Source organism: Ornithinicoccus sp. (assembly GCF_057176825.1).
On the sequence record NZ_CM169976.1, the window covers coordinates 618,639 to 644,719 of the forward strand.

The 26,081-nt window shown below is 70.4% G+C and carries 23 protein-coding genes and 2 tRNA genes; 16 read left to right on the forward strand and 9 right to left on the reverse strand.

Annotated features, from left to right (window positions below):
* Positions 1-421: 421 nt before the first annotated feature.
* From dnaN to AC1QRC_RS03375, 13 genes are all read left to right on the forward strand, one after another.
* Entirely contained in the window at positions 422-1,555 is a 1,134-nt protein-coding gene (gene dnaN, locus AC1QRC_RS03315) for a DNA polymerase III subunit beta (protein ID WP_484205412.1), read from the forward strand.
* 60 nt (positions 1,556-1,615) lie between these two features.
* Positions 1,616-2,641 carry a phosphogluconate dehydrogenase (NAD(+)-dependent, decarboxylating) gene (gene gnd, locus AC1QRC_RS03320; RefSeq protein ID WP_484205413.1) on the forward strand — a complete coding sequence of 342 codons (1,026 nt, stop codon included), beginning with the start codon at positions 1,616-1,618 and terminating at the stop codon, positions 2,639-2,641.
* A 19-nt stretch (positions 2,642-2,660) separates the two neighbouring features.
* On the forward strand, positions 2,661-3,884 hold the full coding sequence (gene recF / locus AC1QRC_RS03325) for a DNA replication/repair protein RecF (protein ID WP_484205414.1): 1,224 nt from the start codon (positions 2,661-2,663) through the stop codon (positions 3,882-3,884).
* Positions 3,881-4,489 carry a DciA family protein gene (locus AC1QRC_RS03330; RefSeq protein WP_484205415.1) on the forward strand — a complete coding sequence of 203 codons (609 nt, stop codon included), beginning with the start codon at positions 3,881-3,883 and terminating at the stop codon, positions 4,487-4,489. The genes recF and AC1QRC_RS03330 overlap by 4 nt, the downstream gene beginning before the upstream one ends.
* Positions 4,490-4,508: 19 nt before the next feature.
* Positions 4,509-5,135 carry a hypothetical protein gene (locus AC1QRC_RS03335; protein ID WP_484205416.1) on the forward strand — a complete coding sequence of 209 codons (627 nt, stop codon included), beginning with the start codon at positions 4,509-4,511 and terminating at the stop codon, positions 5,133-5,135.
* 228 nt (positions 5,136-5,363) lie between these two features.
* Entirely contained in the window at positions 5,364-7,466 is a 2,103-nt protein-coding gene (gene gyrB / locus AC1QRC_RS03340; RefSeq protein WP_484206566.1) for a DNA topoisomerase (ATP-hydrolyzing) subunit B, read from the forward strand.
* 202 nt (positions 7,467-7,668) lie between these two features.
* Positions 7,669-10,188: a DNA gyrase subunit A gene (gene gyrA, locus AC1QRC_RS03345; protein WP_484206567.1), complete on the forward strand. Its 2,520-nt coding sequence runs from the start codon at positions 7,669-7,671 to the stop codon at positions 10,186-10,188.
* Positions 10,189-10,210: 22 nt separating this feature from the next.
* Positions 10,211-10,885, forward strand: a complete 675-nt coding sequence (locus AC1QRC_RS03350; RefSeq protein ID WP_484205417.1) for a DUF3566 domain-containing protein — start codon at positions 10,211-10,213, stop codon at positions 10,883-10,885.
* A gap of 248 nt (positions 10,886-11,133) precedes the next feature.
* A complete protein-coding gene (locus tag AC1QRC_RS03355) occupies positions 11,134-12,246 on the forward strand; it encodes a ScyD/ScyE family protein (RefSeq protein WP_484205418.1) in 1,113 nt (370 codons plus the stop codon).
* Between the two features lie 157 nt (positions 12,247-12,403).
* Positions 12,404-12,480, forward strand: a tRNA-Ile gene (locus tag AC1QRC_RS03360).
* 46 nt (positions 12,481-12,526) lie between these two features.
* Positions 12,527-12,658 carry a DLW-39 family protein gene (locus AC1QRC_RS03365; protein ID WP_484205419.1) on the forward strand — a complete coding sequence of 44 codons (132 nt, stop codon included), beginning with the start codon at positions 12,527-12,529 and terminating at the stop codon, positions 12,656-12,658.
* 31 nt (positions 12,659-12,689) lie between these two features.
* Positions 12,690-12,762 (forward strand) — tRNA-Ala (locus AC1QRC_RS03370).
* A gap of 199 nt (positions 12,763-12,961) precedes the next feature.
* The gene (locus tag AC1QRC_RS03375) at positions 12,962-13,495 is read left to right on the forward strand and encodes a hypothetical protein (RefSeq protein ID WP_484205420.1); all 534 of its coding nucleotides are present in this window, start codon (positions 12,962-12,964) and stop codon (positions 13,493-13,495) included.
* A gap of 63 nt (positions 13,496-13,558) precedes the next feature.
* On the opposite strand, the gene AC1QRC_RS03380 is transcribed toward AC1QRC_RS03375, so the two are convergent.
* Genes AC1QRC_RS03380 through AC1QRC_RS03395 form a run of 4 tightly spaced genes read right to left on the reverse strand, consistent with a single transcriptional unit; the run spans position 13,559 to position 15,941 of the window.
* Positions 13,559-14,053: a hypothetical protein gene (locus AC1QRC_RS03380; RefSeq protein ID WP_484206568.1), complete on the reverse strand. Its 495-nt coding sequence runs from the start codon at positions 14,051-14,053 to the stop codon at positions 13,559-13,561.
* Positions 13,992-15,062 (reverse strand): choline-sulfatase, encoded by a 1,071-nt coding sequence (betC, locus tag AC1QRC_RS03385; protein WP_484205421.1) that lies wholly within the window; start codon positions 15,060-15,062, stop codon positions 13,992-13,994. Before betC ends, AC1QRC_RS03380 begins: the two co-directional genes overlap by 62 nt.
* Positions 15,063-15,067: 5 nt before the next feature.
* Positions 15,068-15,643 carry an NYN domain-containing protein gene (locus AC1QRC_RS03390; protein ID WP_484205422.1) on the reverse strand — a complete coding sequence of 192 codons (576 nt, stop codon included), beginning with the start codon at positions 15,641-15,643 and terminating at the stop codon, positions 15,068-15,070.
* Between the two features lie 22 nt (positions 15,644-15,665).
* On the reverse strand, positions 15,666-15,941 hold the full coding sequence (locus AC1QRC_RS03395) for a hypothetical protein (RefSeq protein ID WP_484205423.1): 276 nt from the start codon (positions 15,939-15,941) through the stop codon (positions 15,666-15,668).
* A gap of 562 nt (positions 15,942-16,503) precedes the next feature.
* Here AC1QRC_RS03395 and AC1QRC_RS03400 point away from each other — a divergent pair.
* Complete coding sequence (locus tag AC1QRC_RS03400) at positions 16,504-17,652, forward strand: ATP-grasp domain-containing protein (RefSeq protein WP_484205424.1); 1,149 nt, start codon at positions 16,504-16,506, stop codon at positions 17,650-17,652.
* Here the strand turns inward: AC1QRC_RS03400 and AC1QRC_RS03405 are convergent.
* The 5 genes from AC1QRC_RS03405 to AC1QRC_RS03425 form a co-directional block, all read right to left on the reverse strand.
* Positions 17,643-18,827: an alpha/beta hydrolase gene (locus AC1QRC_RS03405; RefSeq protein WP_484205425.1), complete on the reverse strand. Its 1,185-nt coding sequence runs from the start codon at positions 18,825-18,827 to the stop codon at positions 17,643-17,645. The two genes, AC1QRC_RS03400 and AC1QRC_RS03405, sit on opposite strands and share 10 nt — an antisense overlap.
* A complete protein-coding gene (locus AC1QRC_RS03410) occupies positions 18,824-19,768 on the reverse strand; it encodes a hypothetical protein (protein ID WP_484205426.1) in 945 nt (314 codons plus the stop codon). The genes AC1QRC_RS03405 and AC1QRC_RS03410 overlap by 4 nt, the downstream gene beginning before the upstream one ends.
* A complete protein-coding gene (locus AC1QRC_RS03415) occupies positions 19,758-20,978 on the reverse strand; it encodes an ATP-grasp domain-containing protein (RefSeq protein ID WP_484205427.1) in 1,221 nt (406 codons plus the stop codon). Before AC1QRC_RS03415 ends, AC1QRC_RS03410 begins: the two co-directional genes overlap by 11 nt.
* Positions 20,979-21,012: 34 nt before the next feature.
* Positions 21,013-23,235, reverse strand: coding sequence for an acyltransferase family protein (locus AC1QRC_RS03420; protein ID WP_484205428.1), 2,223 nt, complete (start codon positions 23,233-23,235; stop codon positions 21,013-21,015).
* A gap of 222 nt (positions 23,236-23,457) precedes the next feature.
* Positions 23,458-24,396 (reverse strand): hypothetical protein, encoded by a 939-nt coding sequence (locus tag AC1QRC_RS03425; RefSeq protein ID WP_484205429.1) that lies wholly within the window; start codon positions 24,394-24,396, stop codon positions 23,458-23,460.
* A 96-nt stretch (positions 24,397-24,492) separates the two neighbouring features.
* Here AC1QRC_RS03425 and AC1QRC_RS03430 point away from each other — a divergent pair, with 96 nt between their 5' ends.
* Both AC1QRC_RS03430 and AC1QRC_RS03435 read left to right on the forward strand, forming a co-directional pair.
* Entirely contained in the window at positions 24,493-25,011 is a 519-nt protein-coding gene (locus tag AC1QRC_RS03430; RefSeq protein ID WP_484205430.1) for a peptidylprolyl isomerase, read from the forward strand.
* Between the two features lie 7 nt (positions 25,012-25,018).
* On the forward strand, positions 25,019-25,903 hold the full coding sequence (locus AC1QRC_RS03435) for a rhomboid family intramembrane serine protease (protein WP_484205431.1): 885 nt from the start codon (positions 25,019-25,021) through the stop codon (positions 25,901-25,903).
* Positions 25,904-26,081: the final 178 nt, after the last annotated feature.

Genomic DNA, 26,081 nt, shown 5'->3' on the forward strand with positions numbered 1-26,081 from the left:
TGCCGGACCACTGTGGATGGCCTGCGGACGGTCTGGGGAAATCCGACGCTGCGCTGCGGACAGACGCCCCCCACCCCCGGCCCGGGCTGTGGACCACCGTCGGGCGTCCCCAACCCGGTGCGGCCTGCACGCAGGATGTCCACTCGGCATACACATCACCAACACCGGCTCCGACCTGCACCGCGCCCCTGTCATCCACAGTCTCCACAACCCCTATGACGATGACGAGATAACCTAGGCAGAGGGATCCCGTCCCACGTCCTGGGGATGAGGACAGCACGGGCGGGCTCACTCCTGGTCGAGGGTCGCGGGGCGGGTTGGCCTCGCTCCCACCGCCGACTAGTGTCATGCTGCACACCCGTCGGTGTGCGCGCCGCGCCACCGACGCCACCGATCCTGCCGTCCCGAAGGGCTGACCGACGTGAAGTTCCGGGTTGACCGCGACGTCCTCTCCGAAGCCGTGGCCTGGGTGGTCCGCGGCCTAAGCAACCGGCCGCCGGTGCCGGTCCTGGCCGGCGTGCTGCTCCAGGCGGACGAGGAGGGCACGCTGACCCTCTCGGCATTCGACTACGAGATCTCCGCCACCGTCACGGTCGAGGCCGACGTGGAGGAGGGTGGGCGCGTCCTCGTGCTGGGCCGGCTGCTCGCCGACATCTCCCGCAACCTTCCCGGCAAACCGGTCGAGGTGTCGACCGACGGCAGCAAGGTGCAACTCACGTGCGGGTCGAGCCGGTTCTCGCTCATCCAGATGCCGGTGGAGGACTACCCCGCCCTGCCGGCATCCGCCGACAGCAGCGGAAGCATTGCCGGTGACGTGTTCACCCAGGCGGTCGCCCAGGTGTCGGTGGCCGCCGACCGTGGTGACACCCTGCCCATCCTGACCGGGGTCCGCGTCGAGATCGACGGCGAGAAGGTCACCCTCCTCGCCACCGACCGGTACCGCCTGGCGATGCGCGAGATCACCTGGCGCCCGGTGGACCCCAACGCCTCCCGGGTCGCGCTGATCCCAGCCCGCACCCTGTCCGAGACGGCCCGGGCCCTGGGCGCGGCCGGGACGGTCGAGGTCGCCCTGGGCGACTCCGGCAGCGGCGACGGCCTGATCGGGTTCGAGGCGGGATCGCGTCGGGCGACGACCCGCCTGCTGGACGGGGAGTACCCGAAGGTCACCTCGATCTTCCCCAACAGCGTGGACACCGTCGCGCTGATGGAGACCGGCACCCTCATCGAGGCGGTCAAGCGGGTCGCCCTCGTCGCGGAGCGCAACACCCCGGTGCGGCTGCGCTTCACCGACGGACAGGTGGCTATCGAGGCCGGCACCGGCGACGACGCCCAGGGCAGCGAGGCGATCGAGGCCACCCTCACCGGCCCCGGCCTGGAGATCGCGTTCAACCCGCAGTTCCTGCTCGACGGCCTGGGTGCCCTCGACACGGCATACGCCCGGCTGTCCTTCACCCAGCCCTCGCGTCCGGCGGTGTTGTCCGGGCAGTCCGAGCCGGACGGGGAGTCCGACGAGTCCTACCGCTACGTGCTGATGCCGGTGCGCTTCGCCGGCTGACCAGCGCACCCGCGCCGCCGGGACCCCGCACCCGGCGCACACCCGAAGGAGGAGCCCGGTATGCAGCTCGGAATGATCGGCCTGGGCAAGATGGGCGGCAACATGCGCGAGCGTGTCCGCCGCGCCGGCCACGAGGTGATCGGCTACGACCTGGCGCCGGAGTTGCGCGACGTCGACAGCCTCGAGGACCTGGTCGCCTCCCTGTCGGCACCGCGGGTGGTCTGGGTGATGGTGCCGCACGGGAAGCCCACGCAGGAGACGGTGACCCAGCTCGGGGAGCTGCTTGAGCCGGGTGACCTGGTCATCGACGGGGGCAACAGCCACTTCAAGGACGACGCGGCCCACGATGCGGAACTGTCCGCCAAGGGCATCGGCTACGTCGACTGCGGTGTCTCCGGCGGGATCTGGGGCCTGGAGAACGGCTACGGGTTGATGTGCGGGGGGCGGAGCGAGCACGTCGAGCTGGCGTTGCCGATCTTCGACGCGTTGCGCCCCGAGGGGCCGCGTGCCGAGGGATTCGTCCACGCCGGCGAGGTGGGCGCGGGGCACTACGCCAAGATGGTGCACAACGGCATCGAGTACGGCCTGATGCACGCGTATGCCGAGGGGTTCGAACTGCTGACGGCCAAGGAGATCGTCACCGACGTCGAGGGCTGCTTCCGGGCCTGGTCGCGCGGCACGGTGGTCCGCTCCTGGCTGTTGGACCTGCTGGTCAAGGCACTGGAGGAGACTCCGGGCCTGGACGGCATCAGTGAATACACCACCGACTCCGGCGAAGGACGCTGGACCGTCCAGGAGGCCATCGAGAACGCGGTGCCGATGCCGGTGATCAGCGCCGCGCTGTTTGCCAGGTTCGCCTCCCGGCAGGAGAACTCCCCGGCCATGCAGGCGGTCGCGGCATTGCGCGGGCAGTTCGGCGGACACGACGTGAAGATGCTCGATGACGACCTCGCCGAGGGTCAGAAGGAAGTCCACGAGTTCGCCCGGGCCAAGCAGGACCGGGGCCAGCAGCGACCGGGCGATGCGAGCCGGGACTCGTCCGACCCGTCCGCCGATGCGGATGCCGGCACGGCCGCGGACCGCTGACGCACGGCATACCGATGCAGTGCACCTGACCCGACTGAGCGTCACCGACTTCCGGAGCTACCCCGAGGCCACCGTCGACCTGGCCCCCGGGGTGACCACGCTGCTGGGTCGCAACGGCCAGGGCAAGACCAACCTGGTCGAGGCGGCGGGCTACCTCGCCGCGCTGTCCAGTCACCGGGTGGCCACCGACGCCCCACTGGTGCGGCACGGCGCCGACTCGGCAGTCGTGCGGGCCACGGTCGTGCGGGACGAGCGGGAGTCCCTGGTGGAGCTGGAGATTGTCCCGGGACGCTCCAACCGGGCGCGGCTCAACCGCTCCGCCCTGACCCGGCCCCGCGACGTGCTCGGCACGTTGCGGACGGTGCTCTTCGCACCCGAGGACCTGGCGTTGGTGAAGGGCGAGCCGGGTGAGAGGCGCAAGTTCCTGGACGAACTGCTCGTGGCACGTCAACCCCGGTGGGCTGGGGTGCGCAGCGACTACGACAAGGCACTGAAGCAGCGCAACGCCCTGTTGCGCTCGGCCTCGGCGCTGTGGCGCGAGCCGCGCGGGCGGCGCCGCCGGGACCGCCAGTTGGCACCGGGCCAGACGTTGGAGGAGGCACGGGAGTCGGCCCTGGCGACCCTGGGGGTCTGGGACGGTCAACTGGCCGAGGTCGGGGGCGCCCTGACCTACGCCCGGTTGCGCCTGCTGCACGACCTCGGTCCGTATGTGGACCAGTCCTACCGGACGATCAGCGATGCGGACACCCCCGCTCGCACGGCATACCGGAGCAGTCTGCAGGGACCCGTGGCCGACCGGATCGCCGCCGGGGAGGTCCCCGAACGGGAGGAGCTGGTCGCCGCGACACTGGAGACCATGGCGCAGGTGCGCACCCAGGAGCAGGAACGCGGGGTGAGCCTGGTGGGCCCGCACCGCGACGAGCTGGTGCTCTCCCTGGGTGAGCTCCCGGCCAAGGGGTATGCCAGCCACGGCGAGTCCTGGTCGATCGCCCTGGCGTTGCGGCTCGCCGCCTTCCAGCTGCTGCGGCACGACGTCGGGACCGACCCCGTGCTGGTGCTGGACGACGTCTTCGCCGAGCTGGATGTCGGTCGACGTAGCAGGCTGGCCACGCTCATCGCCGACTGTGAGCAGGTGCTGATCACCGCCGCCGTCGCCGAGGACGTGCCCGAGGACCTGCTCTCCAGGTCCGGTGCCGTGCTCGACGTCAGCCTCGGCTCGGTCAGCGCGCGGGAGGCACCGTGAGCGATGCTGATGGTCCCCCCGACGTGCCCCCTGACGGTCCCCCCGACGAGGCCGACCGCCCCCACGGCTCGGCCCCATCGGCCGAGGACGACCCGCTGTCGGCGGCCGCAGAGGCGCTGGCCAGGGCCCGGCGCCTGGCCCGGGAGAAGGGGCTGCGACCCGGCAGACCCGGCCGGGCGAAGGGCACCGGCTCCGGCGACCCGGGCGCCGGCCTCTCGAGGACTCGTTCCGGTGCGGGCAAGCCCAGTGCCCGGGACCCCCAGACCGTCGGCACCGAGATCGAGCGTCTGGTGGCGAGCCGCGGCTGGGGGGCCGAGGTGCAGGTAGGGTCGGTCATCGGCCGCTGGGCCACCATCGTGGGGGACACCGTGGCCGCGCACGTCTCCCCGACCGGGTTCACGGGGTCCGTCCTGACGGTCCAGGCCGACTCCACGGCCTGGGCAACACAGATGCAGTTGCTCTCGAGCTCGGTCTTGGCCAGGATCGAGACCGAGGTGGGGCCTGACGTGGTCACCGAGATCGTGGTGCGGGGCCCGGGGGGTCCGAGTTGGCGCAAAGGCGTGTTCCGGTCGACCGGGCGCGGGCCGCGGGACACGTACGGATAGTTCGGGAGAGGGAGGACGGATGGCTGTCGGAGATGTCACGGAGCAGGGCACCGTCCTCTTCGAGGCCCGGGCCGGCACGCGCTCCTTCGTGATGCACGCGGTCCTGCCGGTGGGCCTCGGCCTCGGCCTGGCAATGCTGTACCTGGTGTACATCCGCAACCCCGACGGGGGCGCTGTGGAGAACGGCATCATCAGCGGCCTGACCGTCCTGATCTGCGTGGCATCGCTGGGCTTCCTGTGGGCACGACAGCGGGCGCTCTTCCAGGTGACCGCAACCCATGTCGTCAAGCGTCGGACGCTGCTGCAGCCCATCGTGGTCCCCCGGGAGGAGATCGCCGAGGCCGTGGTCACCAAGCAGTATGCGTTGGTCCGCGACTACCAGCCGCGCGTGTGGTTGCTCGCCCGAGACACCTCGCCGTTGTTGACCAGTGAACCGCTGACGGCCCTGACCGACCTGGAGGCTCTTGCCCGGGCTGCGCCCGTCGCCACCTACCTCGAGGTCCTCAGACCGGAGGAGACCCTGCAACGGTGGCCCCGGATGGTTCCCTGGAGCCACCGCAACCAGAAGGCCGCGGCGGTGCTCGGCGGAGCCTCTGTCATCGTCGCCGCCCTCCTGGCGTTCGTCATCGGCCTGATGTTCCTCTGAGGCGGCTGCGCCGCCCCGCGAGAGGGCACATGTGGCCGCCTGAGCCCCCGGTGGATGGGGAGGACCCCGTCTGAGGGTCTGTTTTGCCGTAGAAAAGCCGTTCTGAGGCTGTGGAAGGCCTGTTCTGAGGCGTTCAGCAGGTAGACTGGACCGGTAATCCACGAAGCTTTCCTAAGGAGTCCTGTGGCCACTGTCGGACCCGACGACCTGTCGTCGACCCAGCCAGAGATGCCCGAACTGCCCGAGGCCACACCGCAGGAAGGCGACCCCGAGTCCCTCGCCACCGCGACGGCATACGACGCCAACGCGATCCAGGTCCTGGAAGGCCTGGAGGCGGTGCGCAAACGCCCGGGAATGTACATCGGCTCGACCGGGGAGCGCGGCCTGCACCACCTGGTGACCGAGATCGTCGACAACTCGGTCGACGAGGCGCTGGCCGGGCACGCCACCGAGATCGAGGTGACGATCCTGGCGGACGGCGCCGTCCGGGTGACGGACAACGGGCGTGGGATCCCGACCGACATCCACCCGGTCGAGCAGAAGCCCGCCGTGGAGCTGGTGCTGACCCAGCTGCACGCCGGAGGCAAGTTCGGCGGCGGGGGCTACAAGGTCTCCGGTGGTCTGCACGGCGTGGGGTCCTCCGTGGTCAACGCCCTCTCCGAGCGGCTCGACGTCGAGGTGCGCCAGCGGGGGCACGTCTGGCGCCAGAGCTACCGCCTGGGCGTCCCCCAGGAGCCGCTGTCCCAGGACGAGGCCATCGAGGAGTCCGACACCGGCACCACGATCACCTTCTGGCCCTCGGGCGACATCTTCGACACCCTGGACTTCCAGTTCGAGACGATCCGGGCCAGCCTGCAACAGCGGGCGTTCCTCAACAAGGGCCTGACGCTGACGCTCCACGACGAGCGTCCGGTGGAGGTCGAGCACGACATCGACGCCCTCGACGACGACCCGATCGACGGCGTCGGCGAGGAGGACGCGGACGGTCTCCCGGACCCCGGCACGCAGGCGCAGGCGCAGTCCAAGAAGCGGTCGGTGACCTACTGCTACGCCAACGGTCTGCTCGACTACGTCGTGCACCTCAACAAGTCCAAGCGCGCCGACCCGGTCCACGACGAGGTCATCGGGTTTGAGACCGAAGACCCGGACCGGATGCTCGCCCTCGAGGTGGCGATGCAGTGGACAACCTCCTACAGCGAGTCCGTACACACCTACGCCAACGCGGTCAACACCCACGAAGGCGGCACGCACGAGGAGGGATTCCGGGCGGCCCTGACCCGGCTGGTCAACGACTTCGCGCGGACCAACAAGTTGCTCAAGGAGAAGGACGTCAACCTGACGGGTGAGGACATCCGCGAGGGCCTGACCGCGGTCGTCTCCGTGAAGCTGGGTGAGCCCCAGTTCGAGGGGCAGACCAAGACCAAGTTGGGCAACTCCGAGGTCAAGGGCTTCGTGCAGTCCGCCATGACCGAGCAGCTGGGCCACTGGTTGGAGGCCCACCCCCGCGAGGGCAAGGAGATCGTCGGGAAGGCCGTGCAGGCCGCGGCCGCCCGGGTCGCCGCCCGCAAGGCACGCGACGCCACCCGGCGCAAGGGCCTGCTGGAGTCCGGCGGCCTGCCCGGCAAGTTGCGTGACTGCCAGTCCAACGACCCCGCGGTCTCCGAGGTGTTCATCGTCGAGGGCGACTCCGCGGGCGGCTCGGCGGTCCGCGGTCGGAACCCCTTCAACCAGGCCATCCTGCCCATCCGCGGCAAGATCCTGAACGTCGAGAAGGCCCGCCTGGACAAGATCCTGAACAACCAGGAGGTCAAGGCGCTCATCTCCGGCTTCGGCACGGGCATCGGCGAGGACTTCGACATCACCAAGGCCCGCTACCACAAGATCGTGCTGATGGCCGACGCCGACGTCGACGGCATGCACATCCGGACCCTGCTGCTGACGCTGCTGTTCCGGTTCATGCGCCCCCTGATCGAGCACGGGTACGTCTACCTGGCCCAACCGCCGCTCTACCGGATCAAGTGGTCCAACGCCGAGCACGAGTTCGCCTACTCCGACCGGGAGCGCGATGCCCTGATCAAGGAGGGCATCTCGGCCGGGCGACGGCTGCCCAAGGACACCGGGATCCAGCGCTACAAGGGTCTGGGTGAGATGGACTACAAGGAACTGTGGGAGACCACCATGGACCCCGACCACCGGGTGCTGCTCCAGGTCACCCTGGATGACGCGGCTGCCGCGGACGAGATCTTCGCCGTCCTCATGGGTGAGGACGTGGAGTCCCGCCGCAGCTTCATCCAGCGCAACGCCAAGGACGTGCGCTTCCTGGACATCTAGTCACTCACCCGGGGGCTCCGCCCCCGGGGCCCCCGACGGGGCTCTGCCCCGGACCCCGCTGGGGGCGCACCCCCAGACCCCGCGCGCTTCGCGCACAGAGCAGGACCACTACGAAAATTGCCCCTGAACGGCATACCGAAGGAACGTCGTGACAGAAACACCACAGAGCGATCGCATCGAGGCCGTCGACCTCAACACCGAGATGCAGCGCAGCTACATCGAGTACGCGATGAGCGTCATCGTCTCGCGTGCGCTGCCCGACGTGCGGGACGGCATGAAGCCGGTGCACCGCCGGGTGCTCTACGCCATGTACGACGGCGGGTACCGCCCGGACCGCGGCTACAACAAGTGCGCGCGTGTCGTCGGCGACGTCATGGGTCACTACCACCCCCACGGCGACGGTGCGATCTACGACGCGTTGGTCCGTCTCGTGCAGGACTGGTCGCTGCGGTACCCGTTGGTCGACGGGCAGGGCAACTTCGGCACGCCCGGGGACGACCCCGCCGCGGCCCCGCGGTACACCGAGTGCAAGATGGCGCCGCTGGCCATGGAGATGGTCCGGGACATCAACGAGGACACGGTCGACTTCCAGGACAACTACGACGGCAAGGCGCAGGAGCCGACGGTCCTGCCGGCCCGCTTCCCGAACCTGCTGGTCAACGGCTCGGCCGGCATCGCCGTCGGGATGGCCACCCAGATCCCCCCGCACAACCTGCGTGAGGTCGCGCACGGCGTGCAGTGGCTGTTGGAGCACCCGGATGCCTCCCGCGAGGAGTTGCTCGAGGCGCTCATCCAGCGGATCCCCGGGCCGGACTTCCCGACCGGTGCGCTCATCATGGGCCGGCGCGGCATCGAGGAGGCCTACCGCACCGGCCGCGGCTCGATCATCATGCGGGCCGTCGTCGAGGTCGAGGAGATCCAGGGCCGGCAGTGCCTGGTCGTCACCGAGCTGCCCTACCAGGTCAACCCGGACAGCCTGGCCAAGAAGATCGCCGAACTCGTCAACGACGGCAAGCTGGCCGGCATCGCCGACATGCGCGACGAGACCTCCGGCCGGACCGGCCAGCGCCTGGTCATCGTGCTCAAGCGCGACGCCGTGGCCAAGGTGGTGCTGAACAACCTCTACAAGCACACCCAGCTGCAGCAGAACTTCGGCGCCAACATGCTCGCCCTGGTCGACGGGGTGCCCCGCACCCTCCCGCTGTCGGCGTTCGTGCGGCATTGGGTGGAGCACCAGATCGAGGTCATCGTCCGGCGCACCCGCTACCGGCTGCGCCGCGCCGAGGAGGAGATCCACATCCTCCGGGGCTACCTGAAGGCCCTGGACGCCCTCGACGAGGTGATCGCGCTGATCCGGCGCTCGCCCACCGTCGAGGAGGCCCGGGACGGGCTGATGGAGCTGCTCGAGGTCGACGAGACGCAGGCCAGGGCGATCCTGGACATGCAGCTGCGCCGCCTGGCGGCCCTGGAGCGCCAGAAGATCATCGAGCAGCACGACAAACTCGAGGCGATGATCCTGGACTACCAGGACATCCTGGAGAAGCCGCAGCGCCAGCGCGACATCGTCAGCGAGGAGCTGGCCGACATCGTGGAGCGGTTCGGCGACGACCGGCGCAGCCGGATCGTGCCGTTCGACGGGGACATGTCCATGGAGGACCTGATCCCCGAGGAGGATGTCGTCGTCACCATCACCCGCGGCGGCTACGCCAAGCGTACCCGCGTCGCGGAGTACCGCCCGCAGAACCGTGGTGGCAAGGGCCGGCGCGGCGCCGCACTCCGTGCCGACGACGTGGTGAACCACTTCTTCACCACCAGCACGCACCACTGGTTGCTGTTCTTCACCAACCTGGGCCGGGTCTACCGGGCCAAGGCCTACGAGATCCCGGAGGGCGGTCCCACCGGCAAGGGGCAGCACGTGGCCAACCTGATGGCCTTCCAGCCCGGTGAGGAGATCGCCCAGGTGCTCACCCTGCGCGACTACGAGCAGGCCGACTACCTGCTCTTGGCCACCCGCAACGGCCTGGTCAAGAAGACCCGGCTGGGCGACTACGACTCACCCCGGTCCGGCGGACTCATCGCGGTGAACCTGCGGGACGGCGACGAGCTCGTGGGCGCCCAACTGGCGGGGGCCGACGACGACGTGCTCCTGGTCTCCGTCAAGGGACAGTCGGTGCGCTTCACCGCGACCGACTCCGCACTGCGCCCCATGGGCCGGGCCACGTCCGGCGTCACCGGGATGAAGTTCCGCGGTGAGGACCACCTGCTGTCGATGAGCGTCGTGGCCCCGGACACCGAGGCCTACGTCTTCGTGGTCTTCGAGACCGGCAAGGCCAAACGGACCCCGGTGTCCGCCTACCGGGTCCAGGGTCGGGGCGGTCTCGGCATCAAGGTGGCCAAGGCCACCGACAAGGGCGGCGACCTGGTCGGTGCCCTGGTGGTCGACGAGACCGACGAGGTGCTCGTGGTCATGGAGCGGGGCAACGTGGTGCGCTCTGCCATCGGGCAGGTCCGGGTGACCGGCCGGGACACCGAGGGTGTGCGGTTCGCGACCCCGGGCAAGGGCGACACCATCGTCGCCGTGGCCCGCAACGCCGAGGCGGAGCTGAGCGAGGAGATCGAGCAGATCGAGCTCGAGGACGCCGCAGATTCGTCGTCCATCCCCACCGATGGCGTAACGTCAGACCCCACAGGTCCGGCAGCCCCCGCCGAGACCGACGAGTGACTCCGCCTCAGGGAGGTCAGTGGTGAGCACGACGGACCAGGGCGACCGGCCCGTGGATTCCGACGCGACCCAGAAGCTGAGCCGACCCGGCACCCAGACCGGGGAGAGTTCGGGCATGCGCGACGGCGCGATGGCCCGCACCGCTCCGCGGCGCGACCTGGAGCGACGTGCCCGGGTTGCGGGAGCTTCGGGTTCGACCGGCTCCAGCGGGTCCGGCGCGACCGCTGGCTCGGAGACCGGCAAGGCCAGTTCCGGTGGGCGCACCTCGCGCCCGCCCGCCCGCTCGGGCCCGCGTCCCCCGGCCACCCGGCCGCAGCGCCGCACCGGCCCCCGGCGCGTTCGGCTGACCCTGCAGCGGGTGGACCCGTGGTCGGTCATGAAGATCTCCTTCCTGGTCTCGGTCGCGTTGGGGATCGCGGGCGTGGTCATGGTGACCGTGCTGTGGAGCGTGCTGTCCGGCATGCAGGTCTTCTCGACGGTCAACGAGTTGATCACCATGCTGAGCACCGGCGAGGACGGCGGCCCGAGCTTCGACCTGATGGACTACCTCGGCTTCGGCCGGGTGGTGTCCCTGTCGGTGGTGATCGGCGTGATCAACGTGATCCTGCTGACCGCGCTCGCCACGCTCACCGCGTTCCTCTACAACGTCTGCACGTCCCTGGTCGGCGGGGCACAGCTCACGCTGTCCGACGAGTGAGGGTGAGGGCGAGACGAGTGAGGGTGAGGGCGAGCCGAGTGAGGGTGAGGGCGAGCCGACGAGGCCGCCCCGCCGCCGCCGATTCTGCGCGCCGAACCCGACGACCGTGGGCCAACTAGGCTGCGCCCCAGGCCTTTATCAATTGCTATAGGATTTGTCAAGAGTTCGTCAAGAAAATCCCTTCCCAGGGGTGCCCCGGCGGGTCTACCTTCGTTGCTGTCCTACTCGCTCGGCAGCAAGGAAATGCCATGCGTACACCCCGTCGCATCGTCACCCTGATCGCCGGCCTCGGGCTCCTCGTCGGTGCGGCAGCCGCACCGGCAGTAGCCGGGACCCGTGACCACAAGCCCACCCCGTCGCCCAGAGTGGTCGCCTCCGGGATGGACGCCCCCCGGCACTTGAGCTTCTCCGCCCGCGGCGACCTCTACATCGCCGAGTCAGGCACCGGCGGCACCGACAACTGCGTCGACCACCCCGAGCTCGGCACCATCTGCCTGGGCGACACCGGCGCCGTCACCAAGCTGTCCCGCAAGGGGCACCAGGAACGGGTCGTCACCGGCCTCCCCTCGGTCGGCTCCGAAGGCGAGGGGACCGGTCCCAGCGATGTCCTGCTCCAGGGCAACCGCCTCATCGTCGTGATCGGTCTGGGCGGTGACGAGGAGATGCGTGACTCCCTCGGCCCGACCGCCGCACTCCTGGGCACCGTGGTGTCGGTCAAGACCGGGAAGCACTCCGGCACGCCGAAGGTGCTGGCCGACCTGGCGGCCTTCGAGCAGAAGCGCAACCCCGACGGCGGGCTGATCGACTCCAACCCGGTCGACCTGGTCCGCAACGGTTCGGGATACCTGGTCGCCGACGCCGGCGGCAACGACGTGGTGAAGGTGGACCACAGGGGCCGACTGTCCACAGCGGCCGTGCTCCCGACGGTCTGGACCGACCCGCCCTTCCCCGGCGCGCCCGACCCGTTCCCGGCCGAGCCGGTCCCGACCGCCGTGGCCAAGGGCCCGGACGGTGCGTGGTACATCGCCCAGCTCACCGGATTCCCGTTCGAGCCGGGGAGCGCGTCGATCTACCGGCTCAAGCACGGCAAGCTCACCACGTATGCGACCGGGCTGACGAACGTCACCGACCTCGCGTGGTCCGGCAAGAGCCTGTATGCCGTGCAGATCAGTGACGAGGGTCTGCTCGCCGGGCTCTCGGGATCCCTGGTGAAGGTGAGCACGAAGGGCGAGCACCGCACCGTGGCCGACGACCTGTTCGCCCCCTACGGGGTGGCGATCCGCCAGGGATCGGCCTACGTCACGACCTGCTCGGTGTGTGCCGGCGGCGGCGAGGTCCTCAAGGTCTCCCTCAAGCGCTGAGCCTTTCGCCGCGGCAGTCCCGCACGCACCGTGGCCGGGGCGTGCGGGACCGCTGTGCCCGGGGTTGTTTTGGCCGTCCCTACCCGCGTGAGGTAGTCTCGTGCGGCGCGATGTCGACAGGATCCTGATCCCGATTCGACGTCGCGCAACGCGGTGCGGGCCTATAGCTCAGACGGTTAGAGCGCTTCCCTGATAAGGAAGAGGTCACAGGTTCAAGTCCTGTTAGGCCCACCACTCCAACCCCGCCGGTCCGCGGCGGTGGACCCGACCGGGAGTTGAGATGAATCGTTTGCTCCTCGTGGCAGCAGCCGCCCTCGGCGCCGTGGCCCTGGCCAAGAAGATGCAGGACCAGCAGGCCGAGCGCGACCTGTGGGCCGAGGCCACCGACGACGTCGCCGCAGACCCGAGCTGAACGGCTCCCACCACAACTGAAGAATCCCTCCGGGGGCGTGGCGCAATTGGTAGCGCACCTGCTTTGCAAGCAGGGGGTTGTCGGTTCGAGTCCGATCGCCTCCACCCTGGTGTCAGAGGCCCTTCCCGCTCGACGGGGAGGGCCTCTGGTGCATCTCCGGGATGCGGCCGTCTCCTCCGCGGCAGGGGGCGCGGCAAGGGGTGACCCGTAGAAGCGGGGGCCGTAGCCCGCGTCTGACAGGTCACCCGGGCGAGGCCGTTCTACGGACTAGCTTTCGGCCCTGGCAGCTGGCAAGCTGCGCGGGTGATTCAGTACCGTCGGCACGCGCGATTGCCCGACGGCCCTCGCGAGCGGGAAGAACTGGAACGGGTCGATGCGCTGGCGGCGCGTCTCGTGGCTCACTTGAAGGCCGATGAGGAGACCATTGCCCTGCTCCACATCCACGGGGCCCAGTCAAAGGCGATCCAGGACCGAGTGGGCAGTCTGCTCGAACTCGAACTGGGGTTTAACGCGGAACTCATCCTGACCCCAGACGAGGGTTTGATCACACGAGCTCGTCCCGACTTCTACTACCCGTTGTCCCCGGGGACGGGGGTGATCGCGGAGGTTGAGAGGGGCGGAACTACCGCCAACAATCACGATCTGAAGGATCTGTGGAAAGCGCACATCGCCATCAATGCGAACCACCTGTTCCTCGTCGTGCCCAACGAACTGTTCAACGAGAAGGGAGCCGTGCGCGAGCGGCCCTTCCCGAAGGTGGCGCGACGCATGGGTGCCTTCTTCACGAGCCCACGCACGGCCGTCGACGTGTTGAGCGTGCACGTCTTCGGCTACTGACGGCGGCTCCTCCGCGGCAGGGGTGACCTGTAGAAGCGGGTGCCGTAGCCCGCGTCTGACAGGTCACCCGCCCCTGGCGCGTGCCTCCACGTCGTTGAGATCCAGGTGATTGCGCATGTAGCGCTCGGAGGCGTGCTGCAGGGGCTGGTGGTCCCACGGGTAGTACGCGCCGTTGCGCAGGGCCTCATAGACCAGCAGGCGCCGCGCCTGGCTCGCACGGATGGCCGCGTCGAAGGCACTCAGGTCCCACGAGGCGTCGACCAGCGCCGTGAAGTGGGCCAGTAGATCGGCGTGCTCGGGGAGATCCGCCAGGTTGTGCCGCTCCCCGGGGTCCGCCTCCAGGTCGAAGAGCTGGTCCGGGTCGAGAGCGCACCGCACGAACTTGTGGCGGCCCTCGACGACGCCGACCAGCGGTGCCTCGGAGGCCTCGGCGGCGTACTCCATCGGCACCGGGCCGCGCCGACGGCCCCCGGCCACCGGCAGCAGGCTGGTCCCGTCAAGCTGCACGGGCGACCCGCCCAGGTCGATGCCAGCGAGGTCCGCCAGGGTCGGCAGGATGTCGAGCGTCGAGACCGGGGCGTCGACCGTCCTGCCCGCGCTCGCCCGGGACGGCGAGCAGCAGCGGCACGCGGGCGGAGTGCTCGAAGAAGCTCATCTTGAACCACATGCCGCGGTTGCCGAGCATGTCGCCGTGATCGGAGGTGAAGAGCACCACGGTGTTGTCCGCCTGGCCGGTGGACTCCAGCACACCGAACAGCTGCCCGACCAGATCGTCGACGTAGGAGAGGTTGCCGAAGTAGGCCCGGCGCGCGCGGGCCACGTGCTCCGCGGTGATGTCGTAGCTGCGCCAGTCGTTCGCGTCGTAGATCCTGCGCGAGTGCGGGTCGTGGTCCTCGTAGGCCAGCGGGGCGCCTTCGGGCTCCAGGTGGTCACAGTCGGCATACCGGTCCCAGTAGCGACGCCGGGTGACATACGGGTCGTGCGGGTGGGTGAAACTGACGGTCAGGCACCAGGGTCGGGCGTCGCCACTCCGGGCGTGCTGGTAGAGCCGGGCAGCGGCGTGATGAGCGACCTCGTCGTCATACTCCAGCTGGTTGGTGATCTCGGCGGTGCCTGCCCCCGTCACCGAGCCGAGGTTGTGATACCACCAGTCGATCCGCTCGCCGGGGCGGCGATAGTCGGGGGTCCAACCGAAGTCGGCGGGGTAGATGTCGGTGGTCAGCCGGTCCTCGAAGCCGTGCAGTTGGTCGGGGCCGACGAAGTGCATCTTGCCGGAGAGGCAGGTGGCGTAGCCGGCCCGGCGCAGGTGGTGGGCGAAGGTGGGCAGGTCGGAGGAGAACTCGGCCGCGTTGTCGTAGACGCCGGTGCGGGACGGCAGTTGGCCCGTCATGAACGCCGAGCGGCCGGGCGCGCACAGCGGGGAGGCCGTGTAGGCACGGGTGAACCGCACCGACCGCTCGGCGAGCGCCCGCAGGTGCGGCACGTGCAGCCAGTCCGCGGGGCCGTCCGGGAAGAGCGGGCCGGCCACCTGGTCGGCCATCACGATGAGGATGTTGGGGGTGCTCATGGCCCTCAGGCCAGGAACTGTGCCGGGTCGAACTCTTCGATCGGGATGATCCGGATCCGGGGCAGCGGGGCGTTGAACGCGTGGACGTCGTGCTCCAGGTCGAAGCTGACCAGCCCGTGAGCCTCCAGCGCGGTGAAGCCGCCGTTGCGGAACTCTGCGAAGGCCATCACCGCGACCCGGCGCTCCTCCTGCACCAACGGCGTCAGGTCCTCGAGGAAGTCGCCGTCGTGGCTGACCAGGATGACGTCGTCGGGGCGGTCCTGCAGGGCCTTGAGGGTGCGCTGGATCGCGATGTCGACGATCTTGTCCTCCGAGGAGCCGGACAACGGCACGGGAAGGTAGCCCATCGCCTTGAGCGCCTGCACGAAGGACATCGGCAGCCCGGTGCTGGCGTTCAGGAAGAACAGCCCCCGGGTCGGCTGGCCCCACTGCTCGGTGCTGAAGGTGAGCAGTCGGTCCCACCGCGGCCGCTCGTCCGGGTGCGGGCGGCGCCCCAGGATGGACGTGCCGAGCGTGGCGTCGATGTTCTCGCCGTCGACGAGCAGGTACGTCGTGCGGCCGGCCGCGGGAGTCTGCTCCATGGGCGGGAGTGTATGCCGTTCCTCACCCGGGTGGGTGGGAGAGCGTCTGGCGGGACAGCAGCCTGGCGAGAACGGCGGCGGGGAAGGCGAGCCAGGCCATGGCGCCCATCATCTTCGCGGTCTCCTCGGCGACCCGCCGGACGGTGGAGTCCCAGCCGGTCAGGTCCAGTCCGACGGAGCTCCCGAGAGCGACCACGGCGACCGCGAGGAGCAGGACCTCCGGCAGGCGGCGCAGCGTGTGCCGGTGCCACACCACGAGCAGCGCCGTCACGACGGCATACGCGAGGTAGGTGACCACCTCCGGGGATGCCGAAGACGTGCGGGATGACGATCTCGTGCAGCAGGAACCGGTCGTCCAGGGTCAACACCACCGTCAGGAGGCCGAGGGAGCCCAGGGCCTTGGCCAACGGACGGTCGACCTGCCACAGCCCGACGAGGCCGACCAGGTGGACCGCGGCAGCCCCGGCCCAGACGAAGAGGTTCAGGTCGGACACGCCACCGACGAACCACGGCGCACCGGTCACCTCGGCCGGGTCGCTCATCAGGTCCATCGGCTGGATGCTGCCGCCGGAGACCAGCGTCGCCAGGGGCGCGAGGGCTGCGAGCATCCAGGAGAGCAGGATGGCGCCGGCGACCCACCGCGACGGGAGGCCACCCCCCGGCGCGAGGGGTGCGCCGCCCCGCGGGGGGTGGGTCGGTGGGGGTGTTGCGGGATCCATGGATGCTCCGTCCCTCGGTGATGGGCGTCCTGCCGGATGGCCCGTCCCTACTGCACCAGACGTTTGTGGACGGGTGCTCATCCGCTTCTCATCGCCCGTTCCTAGCCTGGTGGCACCACAGCTACCACCACGGGAGAGCGCATGGGCCAGGGACGCACCGTCCTCATCGTCAGTTCGGGACGGGACAGGGGTGCCCTGGCCGCATCCCGGGCCCTCGCCCGTCGCGGCTGGTCGGTCGGGCTCGGCACTCCGCACCGGCGCGGGATGGTGACGTCCTCCCGCGCCATCGACCGGCTGCACGCGGTGCCCAGACCCCGCGAAGACGGACGCGCCTTCGTCGAGGGGGTCCGCGACGCGGTGGCAGCCGGCGACTACCCCGTCGTGTTCGGCGCGGGCGACGACTGGATGGCCGCGCTGTCCGCATACCGCCAGGAGCTGCCGGCCGTCGTCCCCCACCCGGAGACCGCCGTGGTGGAGGAGGCGCTGGACAAGCTCGCGCTGGCCCGGAGGGCACACGAGGTGGGGCTCGCGGCGCCGCGCACCGTGCTGGCCACGACCGAGGCGCTGTGGGGGTGGGAGGGCCCGGTGGTGGTCAAGTCGCGGCGGCACTGGTTCCCCGGCCAGACCGCGAGGTTCCGGGTCGACACCCGGCTCTTCGAGGACGTCGCCACTGCCGCCGGACGGGTGGCACAGATCGAGCAGGAGGGAGGGCAGGCGCTGCTCCAGGAGCTGGTGCAGGGCCGCCTCGGCTCCCTGGTCGGCCTGTTCCACGACGGCCGGTTGCGCGCGCGGTTGCAGCAGGAATCGGCCGGGGTGTGGCCGACCCCGAGCGGGATGTCCACGCGGGCGGTCACGGTGCCGGTCGACGAGGAGCTGGTCGCCCGCTGCGAGGCCCTGCTGGACGGTCTCGGCTGGCACGGCCTGGTCCAGCTGCAGTTCCTCACCGACCAGACTGGGAGCCCGCACCTGATCGACCTCAACGGCAGGTTCTACGGCTCGATGGAGCTGGCCAACCTCGCCCAGCCGGGGCTGGTGGACGGCTGGGTCCGCACCGCACTGGGCGAGCCGCCCCCGGACGTGCCGGACGCCGCGCCCGGCCACCGGTTCAGCTGGCTGGCCGGCGACCTGCGCCGGGCGGCAACGGAGCGCCGGGGTGGCGCCGTGCCGGACCTGCTGACCACCCTCAGGTATGCCGTCGGCGCGCGGCACAGCGTGTGGCACGGACGGGACCCGGGGCCGACCGTGCATCTGGTGCGGGAGCGGCTGGCACCGCCGCGCGCCTACTCGTAGACGTACTTCTGCGGGCCGGGGAAGGTCCAGGACAATCCGTCCCGCAGCCGGTCCCGCCAGTTCTCCCACGAGTGTCCGTCCCGCGCCTCGACATACCGCACGGTCGTGCCGGTGGCCTCGAAGACCGGCACCATCGAGCGGTTAGGGACGATGAGCGGCTCGTAGATGCCGCACGAGATGAACATCCGGTCCACCACCTTGCGCGGGCGCGCGCGGTACCGGTTCATGAACTTCACCACCGGGTCGAACGCCTCGCCGCCGCCGTGCTCGGTGCCGATGTCGGTGAAGACGAACGACCCGGACTGCAGGATCAACGAGCCGAACACCCCGGGGTTGCGGCTGGCGACCGACAGCGAGGCGACCCCGCCGAAGCTGGCGCCCATCAGGCAGCGGCCGTCGGGGCGGCGGATCAGCGGGAACCGTTCCTCCAGGTGGGGGATCAGTTCGTGGGCGATGTGGCGGGCGTGTGGGGCGTAGTTGGGGTACTCCCGCAGCCGATCGCCGGGGTTGCTGAACACGACGATCGTCTCGGCCATGTCGAGCCGGTGGATCAGGTTGTCCAGCACGGTCTTCATCGCCGAGTAGTTGATGTAGTCGTCGCCGTCGTGCACGACCAACAGCGGGTATGTCGTGCTGGTGCGGAACCGTGCGGGCAGGTAGACCCGGCTCCAGGTCTTGCGGCGCAGCGCGCGGGAGTCCAGGGCCAGGTCGAGCAGCTCGCCGGCCCGCGCCTCGGGGTCGGGGTGGGTCCACTCGGGCGTGACGTAGCCGTCGGCCTGGCAGACCGAGGACGAGCCGACCGGGCTGTGTGCCACGACTGGGTTCAGGGGGTCGTTGCCGCGCTCGACATGGTCGCCGAGCCGCACCTCCAGCTGGTACTCCACCCGGGATCCCTCGGGCAGCTCGATGATGACGTACCAGAGCGAGGTGTGGCCGATGCGGCGCATCGGCACGCGCTGCGGCTGGTTCACGATCCGGTGGGTCACCCAGACCTCGTCGGCGTTGCCGCGGAACAGGAAGGTGCACTTGGCGCCCTCCACGATGGGGACGGCCCGCTCGTGCAGGAAGGTGTCGACCTGCTCCTCGCCCAGATCGTCCTGCTCCCGGAACCGGTTGATCGCGAGCTTGCGCCGTACTCGACGGGGGGCGGGGTACTGGGTGGTGCCGGGGCTCATGCCGCTCCCCTGGTGGTGACGGAGCCGTCCGGCCCGAGCAGGGGGGCGTCGGCGGGGAGCAGCCCGTCGGCGCCGACGTGGACCCGGGTGCGACGGTCCAGCAGCAGGCTCACGTCCGGTGCGAAGCGACGCACCATCATCGCCATCCGGTCGTGGTCGGCGAGCTCCAGCCGCTCCCGCGCGCTGGGGAAGACGACGACCTCACTGAGCAGTCCCACGCCCGTGGAGAACACCTCCGGCAGCGACGGCCCGTGCGGTGCCTGGTCGTGGAAGAGCACGATCCGGTCGGTGAGGGCCATCGCCCCCGCTCCCCAGGCGATGACCGGCACGTGGATCCGGGGCGCGACGTTGAACAGGTGGAGGGCTCCGGTGAGCACGCCGACGTGGCCGCCGGTGAGGACCACGGCCTCGACGTCGTCCAGCTCCCGGGAGATCAGCTGCCGGAAGGTGGCCACCGCCATCCGCTCGTGCGGGCGCCACTGCTCCCAGAACTGCGCGTGCACCTCCGAGACCCGGGCCAGGTGCCGGGTGTCCATCCCCCGCATGATCCGCTCGGCGTCCTCGATGGCGGTCTGGTGGACCTGCTCGCTGCGGGCGTGATGGCCGCGCAGCGATTCGATGGCGTTGTCGACGTGGCCCAGGCCGAGCAGGTAGAGGTCCTGCATCTCCTCCAGCACCTGGCGGCGGTGCCGGTCCGCCGCCGCGAACTCCGGATCGGCGTCCCACACCTCCTGCATCCGGTGCCAGAGCCGCAGGTTGACCGCGTCACCACCGACCAGGCTGCGCAGCAACTCGTCGTCGGGCTCGCGCTCGCGCCAGCCGGCGTTGATCAGGGCGACCCGACCGGTGATGCCGAGGGAGGAGACCACCTCGTCGACGTGGGGGTTGCGCTGGGGTCCGAGGAGGGTGATCGAGGGGACCGTGCCGGGCTCAACCGGCATGGACCTGGACGGTCTGGCCGACCGCGTCCAGCATTTCGCGCAGGACGTCGTAGTCCGGGTGCCGCATCCGGACGTAGGCGTTGGCCATGTAGCCGGCCTCGACCGGCTGGGTGGGCGTGCCAGAGCCCGGCAGGTGGGCGTCGATCACCCAACGTCCGTAGTTGTTCTCGACGGTCTCCAGGCCGGTGTAGCCCGTGATCACGCCGTCCTGGTCGGGGCGCAGCGCGATGATGCCGGCGGAGTGGCTGCGGCTGGGCCGGGTGAAGACCCGACCGTGCACGATCGCGTCCGCCCAGGAGCGGTAGACGTCCATGTCGTTGGCGGCGCTGTAGAGGTCCCAGCACCCCACCCCGGGAGGACGGGCGCCGATCTCACTGAACTTCAGACCCTTGGGCCCGTAGAACCACTCCATGTGGGTCGCCGAGGTCTCGATGCCCAGGGCGGTGATGACCCGCTGACCCATGTCACGGATCTCGTCGTAGAGGCCGCCGCCGTCAATCCGGTTGGTGGCGATGAACTGGGGGCTGATCCACCGGGTGCGCATGGCCTCCAGCACGCCCGGGTAGTAATGCGAGACGAAGTCGAGGGCGACGCCGCCGTCGATGGCGATGGTGTCGTAGAACCCCTCGTGGCCCTCGATGAACTCCTCGACCGCGATGGAGCGTACGTGCGGCCCGAACGCCGCCATGGCACGGGCCAACTCGGAGTCGTTGACCACCCGCGAGGTGGCCGCAGCCCCGGCACCGTCCCGTGGCTTCAGGATCAGCGGGTATCCCACCCGGGCGGCGAACTCCCGGACCTGCTCGACGGTCTCCGCGCCGGTGGAGGCGGCGGTCGGGACGCCGGCCGCACGCAGCGCCTCCTTCATCGACGGCTTGTCCCGGCACAGCCACGTGGTGTGCACGGAGGTGCCGGGGATGCTGGTGCGTTCCCGGACCACCGCCGCGGCCAGGGTGTGGGCCTCGATGGTTGCCTCGAGCTTGTCGACCCAGACCATCCGCTGCACCCGCTCGACGGTGGCGGTGAGCTGCTCGATGTCGGTGACCGAGCCGATCTGCTCGTAGTGCTGCATCCATGACTTGAGCTGGTCATCGAGGTAGTCGGCGGGGGTTTCGCCGATCCCGATGACGTTGGCGCCCGACTCGGCGAGCGCCCGGACGAACTCGCGCTGGTTCCGTGGGAAGTGGGGCTCGACGAAGATGATGTTCACAAGGGTGAGCCTCCCACACCACCCCGGAACGGAATCAAGATGCGCGGGCCAATGCGTCGAAGGATTCTGCAACAACCCGGGCGTAGACGTGCATCCCGGCGATGTCCGGGTGGATGCGGTCGGACTGCAGTGTCTCCGGCTCGGCCTTCATGGCCGCGTGCCAGTCGCCCACGACGGCGTTCGGGTAGTCGGCGACCACGGACTCGATGGTCTCGTTCGACCCGGGCACGAAGGTGCTGGAGGAGTAGAGGTTCATCACCACGACCTGCCGCTGCGCCCCCAGGGTGTCGAGCACTTCGCGCAGGGCTGCCTCGTCGACGCCGGCGTTGGTGCCGAAGTGGATGATGACGTTGTCCTGCACGGTGTCCGCCTCCAGCGCCGCGTCCAGGACGGGCATGGCGTCCTTCCACTGCCGGTTGGACTTGGCCTCGAAGGACATGCCGGGGAAGCGGTACTCCAGGCCGTCCGCGCTGGTGACCACCAGGGAGTCACCGACTGCGGTGATGTCCTCACCGTCGGGGACCAGCAGGCCCTCCTCGTCCTCCTGGTAGCCGAACGGGTGCTCGGACCCCTCGGCGTCGGAGGCGTCGTCCTCGTCGGACTCCTCCTCCCGGGCCTGGTCCTCGGCCGACCCGTCCTCCCCTGCCTCCTCGTCCTCCCCGGCGGCCTTGTCGTCCTGCGCGGCCTTGTCCTCGGTCGGAGTGGCCGCACCGTCCTGCGCGGAGCTGGCGGCGCCCCCGTCCCGGGCGTCGGTCCGGGCACCCTCGAGCACGCCGCCGGGCCCCAGGAGACCGTCGAACGGACCGGTGCCGGCGTCGGCGGCGGGGTCGGCCTCCTGGACCGGCTCGGCCGCCGCGGGCTCCCCGTTGAGCCGGGCCTCCTGCTCCTCGATCACCTGCTGCGTCTGCGACTTGTCGGGGGCGGTGGCGACCGCCACCGCGGAGAGCAGCACCAGACCGGCCAGCGCGCCCGCGGCGATCCTGGGGACCCGCGAGGTCTCCCACGGGGTGAGCGCCCACTGCCGCACCCGGGCCAGCGAGGCACGGAACCCGTGCCGGCGGACCGGGGTCTCGATGAACCGGTGGGAGAGTGCCGAAAGGACCAGGGTGGTGACCAGGGCGCCGGTCAGCACCAGGGTGGCGCGGAGCGTGCCCGGGGCGTGCGGCACCAGGGTGGTGGCGATCATCAGCACCGGCCAGTGCCACAGGTAGATGCCGTAGGAGCGCTCCCCGATCCAGGCCAGCGGACGCAGCTGCATCACCCGGCGCCACGGGCTGTCGGATTCCAGCAGCCCCGCGATGAGCACCGCGGTGGCCAGGCAGGCCAGCAGGATCCCGCCGCGGAAGGTCCAGGGCGACGCATCGCTGAGCACCCGCATCAGCACCACGAGCAGCACCAGCGAGCCGGTCACGGCCACGCCGCGCCAGCGCCGCCAGACCGCAGTCCGCAGACCGGCCCGGTGGGGTGCGGCCCACGCGAACGCGAGCGCCACCCCCAGCATCAGCCCGAACAGGTGCGTGTCGGTGCCGTAGTACACCCGGGTCGCGTCGGTGCCTGGTTGGTACAGGGCGGCCATCAACAGGGCAGACCCGAGCGCGAGCCCGCCCACGGCATACAGCCGCTGCCGGGCCGTGCGGGCGATCGCCAGCAGCACCACCATCGCCAGCGGCCAGAAGAGGTAGAACTGCTCCTCCACCGCGAGGGACCAGAAGTTGACGAAGAGCAGTGGCGAGGTGTGGTGGAAGTAGCTGGCGCCGGCGCCGATCTCCAGCCAGTTCGTGGAGAAGGTGAGCGCGCCGAGCGCCTGCCGTCCGATCGAGACGAGCAGGTCGCCCCCGACGAGGCGGGCGGCCCCGATGCTGACCACGACGACGGTGAGCAGGGCGGGCAGCAGGCGCCGTGCCCGGCGCAGCCAGAACTGCGGCAGGTCCAGCCGGCCGCGCTCGGTCAGCTCGCGCGCCAGCAGGGTGGTGATCAGGAAGCCGGAGACGACGAAGAAGACATCGACCCCCAGGAAGCCTCCCGGCAGGACGGTGGGGGTGAAGTGGAAGACGAGGACGCCGATGATGGCGATGGCCCGGATGCCATCGAGCCCGTGGATGCGCCCCGGGCGGGGGCGCAGGTCGTCGGGTCCGAAAAGGCGGCGGCGCGGGGGTCGAGGAGTGGTATGCCGACGGGCCGGCTGGGTGCGCACCGTGGCCGCCGACGTGTCCGGGGGTGCCTGGAGGGCGTCGACCCGGCGCGCGGTGGTCGTCATCGGTGGCTCCTCCCTGGCGGAACCGAACTGGGGTGCGGGTCCAGCCTAGGTCGGTGCCGGTCCCGGACCCGGGACCCCACGCGCGTGTCCTCGCGCGAGCAGGGGGCGCCGCTGCGCGGGCAGGCGCACTGGACGCGAGGAGGGCGGTGGGCACCGTGGTGTCGGTGCCCACCGCCCTCGACGGTCGTGCGGGTTTCGGGCCCTGTGATCAGGGCCCGGTCATCAGGGCAGGCCGGGACCCTTGGGGGCGTCCTTGCCCTTCTCGACGTCGTCCAGCACGTCGCTCAGCTCCCGGTCCTGGGGCTGGTCACCGAGACCGGTGGTGGCGTCGGTGTTGGTGCCCGGCACGTCCGACTCCTCGGCCGACAGCGGCTTGTCGTCGGCCAGGGCGTCGATCTCCTCATTCTCCAGCACCCGGGCCTGGTCGTCGGCCGCGTCAGCGCCCTTCGCGGTGTCGGTGGCTGCCGTCGTGGCCGCCGGCGCACCGTTCTGCTGGAGCGTCTCGCGGACCTGGGAGTCGACGCCTGGGGCGCCGCCGACGGGGCGCGACCCGCTGCTGCCGGCCCACGGGTCCGTCTTCGGGCCCTGCTGCTGCTGGTTCAGGTACCAGGCGATGCCGGCACCGGCTGCTGCCAGCAGGCCGAAGCTGAGCAGCACCTTGCCCTTGCGCTTCTTCTTCTTGGGGGCTCCGGTGACGACGGCCACCGGGCCCTCCTGCTGGCTGAGCAGCTCGTCCTTGGAGTCCTGCACCGAGGACAGCCACTCGCTCACCTTCGGCAGCAGCTCGTCGACGATGTAGTCGTGGGCCTTGTCCACCTTGGGCGCGACACCCTCCAACGCCTCGGTGGCTCGGGGCACGGCGGCGTCGATCCCCCTGTCCAGCCCGGTCACCGCCCGCTCACGGGCGGCCGCCGCGGCGGTGGCGGCGGTGGCCGCGTAGGCGCCGGCCTTCGGGCCGACCTTGTCCTTGACGTCGTGGAAGAGTGCAGAGTCCTGCACGTTGTGTGCCAGGTGGGAGGCCCTGTCCTGGACGGTGGAGGCGGCTCGTTCTCCGGCAGCCGTCGCCTTGTCCCGCAGCTGTGCGGCCTTGTCCCCTGCCTGGTGGGCGCGGTCGGCCGCAGCCTCCGCGGCCTTCTCCGTCTTGCTCTTGCGGTTGAACACCGATCCTCCTGTTGTCTCGCCGTTGCCCCCATCCTGCCTTGTGCGGGCCACAAACCTCTAGCCGAGGGTGCAGCGGCCCCGTGCGAGGATTGCGACATGAACGTGACCCTGCAGACCAACAAGGGCGACATCAACCTCGTCCTGTTCCCCGACCACGCCCCCAAGACCGTCCGCAACTTCGTCGGCCTCGCCACCGGCGAGCTGGAGTACCAGGACGACGCGGGCCGCACCAACCCCACCCCGTACTTCGACGGCCTGGGCTTCCACCGGATCATCCCGAACTTCATGATCCAGGGTGGCTGCCCGCTGGGCCAGGGCACCGGTGGTCCGGGGTTCGAGTTCGACGACGAGATCAGCCCCGACAAGGACTTCAGCCAGCCCTACGTGCTGGCCATGGCCAACGCCGGCAAGCGGATGGGCAAGGGCACCAACGGGTCCCAGTTCTTCATCACCACGGCGCCCACCCCCTGGCTGCAGGGCAAGCACACGATCTTCGGCGAGGTGGCCGACGGTCCGAGCCGCGAGGTCGTCGACGCCATCGGCACCGTGCAGACGGGCCGGATGGACCGCCCCGTCGACCCCGTGGTGATCGAGAAGGTCATCGTCGCTGAATGAGGAGCCAGTGAGCCAGGTCGACCCGGCGGCCGCACCGGTCTGCCCCCGCCACCCGGACCGGGTGGCCTACGTGCGGTGCCAGCGGTGCGGTCGCCCGACCTGCCCCGAGTGCCAGCGGTCCGCCGCCGTCGGCATCCAGTGCACCGACTGTGTCGACCAGGCGGCCCGCGAGGCGCCGCGCACGACGACCCGGTTCGGCGGCACACCGCGGGACACCCGCCCGGTCGTCACGCTGACGTTGATCGGCCTGTGCGTCCTGGCCTACCTGGGGCAGCGACTCAACCCCGAGGTGACGGCCACGCTCTGGTTCGGGCCCTGGCTCGCCGAGACCGAGCCCTGGCGGCTGCTGACCGCGGCGTTCGTGCACTCGCCGACCCAGCTGATGCACATCCTGTTCAACATGTACGCGCTCTACCTGGTGGGGGGCTACCTGGAGCCCATGCTCGGCCGGGCCCGCTACCTGGCGCTGTACCTGGTCAGCGCCCTCGGGGGGAGCGTGGCCGTGCTGTTGCTGGCGTCCCTGCCGGAGGGCTGGTTCACCCCGACCGTCGGCGCCTCGGGGGCCGTCTTCGGGCTGTTCGGCGCGATGCTCGTGCTGAACCGGCACCTGGGCCGGGACACCACCGGGATCCTGGTCATCCTGGGGATCAACATGGTGATCGGCTTCCTGGTGCCCAACATCTCCTGGCAGGCGCACGTCGGCGGCGCCGTCACCGGAGCCGTCGTGGCCGGCCTCTACGCGCTGACCAGCGGTCGCGGGCGGGACCGTCGCACCGTGGCCCGGCGGCGCCTGGCCTGGCCCGGCCTGGCCGCCGTGGTGCTGGTGCTGGTGCTCCTGTCGGTGTGGCGGATCGACGCCGTGACCGGCAGCCTGCGGTGGATCGTCGGCTGACGCCGAGTTACACCCATGTAGTTATCCCCAGACCTGTGGATAACGTGTGGACAGCGCACTTGGGCCGCGGCGACCGGCCGTTCGTGGGATCTCCCGGTTGGACGGGGCGGGTCCCGGCGGCGCTAGGGTGCGAAGGGCGGGGGGCCACCCGCCACAGGATCCGACCCGTCACCGAGGG

Excerpts from the sequence above, each read along its gene's own strand:
- gyrB (WP_484206566.1), top strand. The coding sequence starts at position 5,364 with ATGCCCGAACTGCCCGAGGCCACACCGCAGGAAGGCGACCCCGAGTCC.
- AC1QRC_RS03365 (WP_484205419.1), top strand. The coding sequence starts at position 12,527 with ATGAATCGTTTGCTCCTCGTGGCAGCAGCCGCCCTCGGCGCCGTGGCC.
- AC1QRC_RS03405 (WP_484205425.1), bottom strand. The coding sequence starts at position 18,827 with ATGAGCCCCGGCACCACCCAGTACCCCGCCCCCCGTCGAGTACGGCGC.
- AC1QRC_RS03430 (WP_484205430.1), top strand. The coding sequence starts at position 24,493 with ATGAACGTGACCCTGCAGACCAACAAGGGCGACATCAACCTCGTCCTG.
- gyrA (WP_484206567.1), top strand. The coding sequence starts at position 7,669 with ATGCAGCGCAGCTACATCGAGTACGCGATGAGCGTCATCGTCTCGCGT.
- AC1QRC_RS03420 (WP_484205428.1), bottom strand. The coding sequence starts at position 23,235 with ATGACGACCACCGCGCGCCGGGTCGACGCCCTCCAGGCACCCCCGGAC.
- AC1QRC_RS03335 (WP_484205416.1), top strand. The coding sequence starts at position 4,509 with ATGGCTGTCGGAGATGTCACGGAGCAGGGCACCGTCCTCTTCGAGGCC.
- betC (WP_484205421.1), bottom strand. The coding sequence starts at position 15,062 with ATGAGCACCCCCAACATCCTCATCGTGATGGCCGACCAGGTGGCCGGC.
- AC1QRC_RS03390 (WP_484205422.1), bottom strand. The coding sequence starts at position 15,643 with ATGGAGCAGACTCCCGCGGCCGGCCGCACGACGTACCTGCTCGTCGAC.
- AC1QRC_RS03355 (WP_484205418.1), top strand. The coding sequence starts at position 11,134 with ATGCGTACACCCCGTCGCATCGTCACCCTGATCGCCGGCCTCGGGCTC.
- gnd (WP_484205413.1), top strand. The coding sequence starts at position 1,616 with ATGCAGCTCGGAATGATCGGCCTGGGCAAGATGGGCGGCAACATGCGC.
- AC1QRC_RS03400 (WP_484205424.1), top strand. The coding sequence starts at position 16,504 with ATGGGCCAGGGACGCACCGTCCTCATCGTCAGTTCGGGACGGGACAGG.
- AC1QRC_RS03410 (WP_484205426.1), bottom strand. The coding sequence starts at position 19,768 with ATGCCGGTTGAGCCCGGCACGGTCCCCTCGATCACCCTCCTCGGACCC.